Source organism: Streptomyces phytophilus (genome assembly GCF_013870535.1).
Taxonomy (GTDB): Bacteria; Actinomycetota; Actinomycetes; order Streptomycetales; family Streptomycetaceae; genus Streptomyces; species Streptomyces phytophilus.
Genome location: NZ_JACBXC010000340.1, coordinates 1 through 5,298, shown reverse-complemented (window position 1 = coordinate 5,298; position 5,298 = coordinate 1). Strand labels below are relative to the sequence as shown.

Sequence of the window (5,298 nt, the reverse complement as noted above, 5' to 3'; positions counted from 1 at the left end):
ACGCGTCCACGGTCGGCACCTCGGTGCCGTCGATGACCTGTGCCGCCAGCACCGCGGCGGTGGCGGCGCTGGCGATGCTGCCGCCGGCGGTACGCACCAGGGAGTTGATGCCGCTGGCGATGCCGCTCTGGTCCATGGGCACGTGCTGGACGGCGAGCGTGCCGAGGGCCGCGTAGGCGATGCCGATGCCGAGGCCCTGGATGCCGCTGAAGATCATGACGTCCAGTGCGGAGTCGTGCATGAGCGCCAGCCAGACGTACGCGATGCCCGCGACGAGGGAGCCGAGGGACAGGGTCCAGGCGGCGCCGATCCGGGCCTCGATGCGGCCGGAGAGCGCGGAGAAGACCAGCATGGTGACGGTGCTCGGCAGCATGTACAGGCCGACGTCCAGCACGGAGCCGCTGAGTCCGTAGCCGACCTCGTTCTCGGGGGTCTGGATGAAGTTCGAGATCAGCGTGAAGGCCGCGAACATCGAGAAGCCGAGGAGCAGCGAGGCCAGGTTGGCCGAGAGGGACTTGGGGCCGACCAGGATCTGCAGCCGCACCAGCGGCTCGCGGATCCTCAGCTCGACGGCCACCCACACCGCGCACAGCACGACCGCGGCGGCGAAAAGGCCGAGGATGCGGGCGTCGGTCCAGCCCCACGCGTTGCCCTGGCTGATGCCGACGAGCAGGCTGACCAGCCAGCCGCCGAGCAGGGCGGCCCCGACCAGGTCGGGGCGGCCGCCGGCGCGGCGGCCGGAGTCGCGGGTGCAGAACAGGACGAACAGCAGCCCGACGGCGGCCATGGCGGCGGCGATCCAGAAGACCGGGTGGTGGGAGTCGGTGTTGTCGGCGATGAGGCCGGTGACGAGCATGCCCGCGGCGCCGCCGACGCCGAGGGTGGCGCTGACGACGCCGATGGCGGTGGTGACGCGCTCGCGCGGGTAGGAGTCGCGGATCATCCCGATGGCCAGCGGGATGACGGCCGCGGAGGTGCCCTGGAGGGCGCGGCCGACGATGAGGAGCGCGAGCGAGTCGGCTATCGCGCAGATCGCGGAGCCGACGACGAGCAGCGCCATCGTCACCGAGATCATCTTTTTCTTGCCGTACATGTCGCCGAAGCGGGACAGCAGCGGCGTGGCGACCGCCCCGGCGAGCAGGGTTGCGGTGAAGACCCACGAGACGGCGGCGACCGAGATGTCGAACGTCTGCATGAGCTGGGGGAGCAGGGGCAGCACCAGCGTCTGCTGCAGCGATACGACGAGCCCGGCGGAGGCCAGCGCGAGCAGCGTCAGGCCGGGTCCGGCGGACTGGCCCGGCCGGTCGGCGCGGCCGTCCTCGGCCACCGTGGTGGCGGTGTCTGTCATCGGGGTGGACTCCTGCGGCGGGAAGTGGGATTACTTGACTTACGCAAGCATGTGGTACTTAGTTGAGTCAAGCAAATTTAGGTTAAAGTGATGCCCATGTCTGTCCGGCCCACAACAGCCACCCACGTCTCACCGGACGTGGCGGAGATCGAGCGCGCCCTCAGCCGCATCGCGTATCTGAGCGGCCGGGCGCGCCAGCACGACCGGTTGATGGCGCTGGCCGGGGTGCCGCTGGACCGGGCGGCGGTGGCGCTGCTGCGGCAGATCGAGGACTCCGAGCCGCTGCGCCTCGGCGAACTGGCGGACCGGCTGGGGGTGGAGGCGTCCCATGTGACCCGGCAGGTGCAGCAGTTGCAGAAGGCGGACTACGTCTCCCGCGTCCCGGACCCGGACGACCGCCGGGCGCAGCGCATCCAGCTCACCGAGGCCGGGCGTGAGGCGATCGGGCGGATCCGCGAGGTGGCGTGCCGGGGGATGCAGGGGGCCCTTGCCGGGTGGTCGCCGGAGGACCTGCGGCGGCTCGCGGAGCTGTTCCACCGGATGGTCGACGACTTCGTCACGCACGTCGACGACTGGGCGGTCGAGGCGGAGCGGGGTCCCGGCGGCGGGGAGTGACGCGGCGGCGACCCGGGGCTTGACGGCGCCGGGGGGCTCGGCTTCAATCCGGTAATAGGTCCAGACCAATAGCGCCACACCCCCTCCTGTTCGAGGCGGCCCGATCCCCGGCCGTCCGCAAAGCTGTCATGCCCACGTCATGAACGTGCCCGTGTCGGTGCAGCCCTCACATGATCCGGGCACCCACCCCACCGCACTGGGAGGACCCGTGCGTATCGGAAACCGCTTAGTCGCCTACCTGAGCGCCGCGCTGCTCGCCGGCGCCGGCGCGGTGGCCCTGCCCGCCACGGCACAGGCCGCCAACCTGCTGAACGACCCGGGCTTCGAGTCCGGCAGCCTGTCGAACTGGAGCTGCGCCGACGGCGCCGGCTCCGTGGTGAGCAGCCCCGTCCGCAGCGGCACCAAGGCGCTCGCCGGCGCCGCGAGCGCCGGCAGCAACGCCCGCTGCGCCCAGACCGTCGCCGTCCAGCCGAGCACCACGTACACCCTGTCCGGCTGGGTGCGCGGCGGCTACGTCTATCTCGGCGTGACCGGCGGCAACGCCACCTGGACGGCCTCCGCCGCCGACTACACCGAGCTGACCACCTCCTTCACCACCGGTGCCGACCAGACCAGCGCCGAGGTCTACGTCCACGGCTGGTACGGCCAGGGCACCTACTACGCCGACGACATCAGCCTCGACGGACCCGGCGGCCAGCCCGACACCGAGGCGCCCGGCGCCCCGGGCACCCCCCGCGTCACCGGCACCACCGCCACCTCCGTCGCGCTCGCCTGGGACGCCGCCACCGACAACGTCGGCGTCACGGGCTACGACGTCTACCGCGACGGCACCCTGGCCACCACGGTGACCGGTACCAGCGCCACCGTCACCGGGCTCACGCCGAGCACCGGGTACGCCTTCACCGTCCGCGCCAAGGACCGCGCCGGCAACGCCTCGCAGCCCACCGCCGCGGTGCGCGCCACGACCGGCGAGGACGGTGGCGGCGGCCCCGGCTTCGTCCAGGCCGCCCCGTACCTCTACCTGGGCTGGGGCAACCCGCCCAGCCCGACCGAGGTGATGAGCGCGACCGGCGTCAAGTGGTACACGATGGCGTTCATCCTGGCCCAGAACGGCTGCAACCCCGCGTGGGACAGCCAGCGTCCGCTCACGGGCGGCGTCGACCAGGCGAACATCAACGCCATCCGCGCGGCCGGCGGCGACGTCGTCCCGTCCATCGGCGGCTGGAGCGGCAACAAGCTGGGCCCCAACTGCTCGACGGCCGAGGCGCTGGCCGGCGCCTACCAGAAGGTGATCGACGCCTACGGCCTCAAGGCGATCGACGTCGACATCGAGAACACCGACGAGTTCGAGAACGCGGCGGTGCAGGACCGTATCCTGAACGCGCTGAAGATCGTCAAGCAGAACAACCCCGGGCTGCGGACCATCCTCACCTTCCCCACTCTCAACACCGGCCCCAACTCCTGGGGCAACCGCCTGATCGAGCGGGCGCACGCTCTCCAGGCGGACATCGACAACTTCACGATCATGCCGTTCAACTTCGGCGGGCACGCGGACATGTACGGCAACACCGTCCGGGCCACCGAAGGGCTGAAGGCCAAGCTCGCCTCCGTCTTCGGCTGGAGCGACGCCGAGGCGTACGCGCGCGTCGGCATCTCGGGCATGAACAACAGCAGTGACGTGGGCGAGGTCACCACGCCGCAGATCTGGACCCAGATCCGCGACTGGGCCAACTCCCACAACATCGGCCGGATGGCCTTCTGGTCGGTCAACCGCGACCGTCCGAACTGGGAGTTCACCCGCATCACCGCCGGCTTCACCGGCTGACCGCCCGGCCATCCGACCACCCGCACGCGCTACGGGTGCGCCGGCACCCCCGGGACGAGCCGCTCCGGGGGTGCCGCCGCGTCCGCGGCGCCCCCGGCGCGGCGTCGAACGTCGGGACGAGGTTCACCGCCCCGTAGCCGAACGCGCCGGAGAGAGGCCGGCGGACAACAGGGCGACGGCCGTGAGGATGCGGATGGGCACGTGTCAGCTCCGTGGACTCGTGGGCGGTTCGGCCGGGGGCGGGCCCGGGGTGTAGCCGGCTTCCTCGACAGCGGCGTGGATGAGAGCCTCCGGCACCCGGCGGTCCGCCCGTACGACGACGGTCTCGCCCGCTATGTCCACGCGCACGTCCGTGACGCCCGGGACGCGGCCGATCTCCTCGCCGACGATGGCGGCGCAGTGACTGCACACCATGCCCAGCACGGTGTGACGCGACTCGATCACGAGCCGTCCCCCTCCTCGCTCGCTTCCTTGCCCCGCGGGCCGTTCCCCCGCGTGCTGTTCGCGTCCGCCTCCGGGGTCCCGACCGTCCGGCTGAGCTGGTGCGTCCGGCGCATCCGGCCGTCCGGCGCCAGCTCGCCGAAGAGATGGACCTCCGTCGCGGTGTGCCGGCCCCTGCGGTCCGTGGCGTGAATGGTGAAGCGGGCGGCTATCCGCTCCCCGTCCCGCACCGCCTCGTGCACCTCGAACGCGAAGTCCGACAGGTTCTTGCGGACCGGGCGGATGTGCGCCACCAGCCGTTCCCGGTCGATGCGGATCCCGTCGGCCGTCTGCACGGCATCGGGCGTGTAGTAACGGTCGACGACCGGGCCCGGGTCGCCGTCGTCCGCCGTGATCTCCCGCGTGAAGGAGGTGAAGAACTCGGTCATGAACTGGCGGGCCGTCCGCCCGTCGGCGGCTTTCCCGCCCGTCGTCTCAAGGGCTGCCATCTCGTTCCCCCCGGTCGCGGGGCCGGCCCGCGCGCAACGGCGAAGTAGCACCCGCGGGCGCTATCTCTTACACTCCGTAAGATATAGCGCCGAGCCAACTTTGACAAGGTGTAAGATTTTGCCGTCCAAGGGATCCAGTGAACAGGCGGGCTCCGCGGAAGACCGCCCCGCCCCGCGCCGCCGCCGCGCCGACGCCGAGCGCAGCCGGTCCGCCATCGTCGACGCCGCGGTCCGGCTGCTCGGCGAGCGGCCGGAGGCCAGCGTCGAGGCCATCGCCGCCGCCGCGGGCGTCACCCGCCAGACCGTCTACGCCCACTACCCCTCGCGCAACGAGGTGCTCACCGCCGTCTTCGACCGCGTCACCGCCGAGACCGGCGCCGCGCTGGACGCCGCCCGCCTCGACGAACTCCCCGCCGCCACCGGGCTGCTGCGGCTGCTCGACGTGAGCTGGGAGATCGCCGACCGCTATCCCGGCCTCCGGCACGCCGAGCCGCCCCCCGCGGACCGCAGGCAGGAGGCCGAGCAGCACCGGCCGATCACCGAGAGGCTGGAGCGGATCGCCCGCCGCGGCCAGGAGTCGG

The 5,298-nt window shown here is 71.9% G+C and carries 6 protein-coding genes; 3 read left to right on the top strand and 3 right to left on the bottom strand.

Annotation, left to right across the window (positions count from 1 at the left end):
• Positions 1 to 1,348, bottom strand: a 1,348-nt coding sequence (locus tag H5J30_RS16480) for an MFS transporter (protein WP_181788184.1), incomplete at its 3' end; no start/stop codon positions are given.
• 96 nt (positions 1,349 to 1,444) lie between these two features.
• Between H5J30_RS16480 and H5J30_RS16475 the strand changes: the two genes are divergently transcribed.
• Both H5J30_RS16475 and H5J30_RS16470 read left to right on the top strand, forming a co-directional pair.
• Complete coding sequence (locus tag H5J30_RS16475) at positions 1,445 to 1,963, top strand: MarR family winged helix-turn-helix transcriptional regulator (protein WP_181788183.1); 519 nt, start codon at positions 1,445 to 1,447, stop codon at positions 1,961 to 1,963.
• A 208-nt stretch (positions 1,964 to 2,171) separates the two neighbouring features.
• On the top strand, positions 2,172 to 3,788 hold the full coding sequence (locus tag H5J30_RS16470; protein WP_181788182.1) for a carbohydrate binding domain-containing protein: 1,617 nt from the start codon (positions 2,172 to 2,174) through the stop codon (positions 3,786 to 3,788).
• 204 nt (positions 3,789 to 3,992) lie between these two features.
• Here the strand turns inward: H5J30_RS16470 and H5J30_RS16465 are convergent, their stop codons facing one another.
• The gene (locus H5J30_RS16465; protein WP_181788181.1) at positions 3,993 to 4,232 is read right to left on the bottom strand and encodes a heavy-metal-associated domain-containing protein; all 240 of its coding nucleotides are present in this window, start codon (positions 4,230 to 4,232) and stop codon (positions 3,993 to 3,995) included.
• Positions 4,229 to 4,717, bottom strand: a complete 489-nt coding sequence (locus tag H5J30_RS16460) for a nuclear transport factor 2 family protein (RefSeq protein WP_181788180.1) — start codon at positions 4,715 to 4,717, stop codon at positions 4,229 to 4,231. The genes H5J30_RS16465 and H5J30_RS16460 overlap by 4 nt, the downstream gene beginning before the upstream one ends.
• A 118-nt stretch (positions 4,718 to 4,835) precedes the next feature.
• Here H5J30_RS16460 and H5J30_RS16455 point away from each other — a divergent pair.
• On the top strand, positions 4,836 to 5,298 hold a 463-nt coding region (locus tag H5J30_RS16455; RefSeq protein ID WP_181788179.1), incomplete at its 3' end, for a TetR/AcrR family transcriptional regulator.

What these genes read in the sequence shown, in the direction of transcription:
- H5J30_RS16475 (WP_181788183.1), top strand. Translation starts at nt 1,445, where the DNA reads ATGTCTGTCCGGCCCACAACAGCCACCCACGTCTCACCGGACGTGGCG.
- H5J30_RS16460 (WP_181788180.1), bottom strand. Translation starts at nt 4,717, where the DNA reads ATGGCAGCCCTTGAGACGACGGGCGGGAAAGCCGCCGACGGGCGGACG.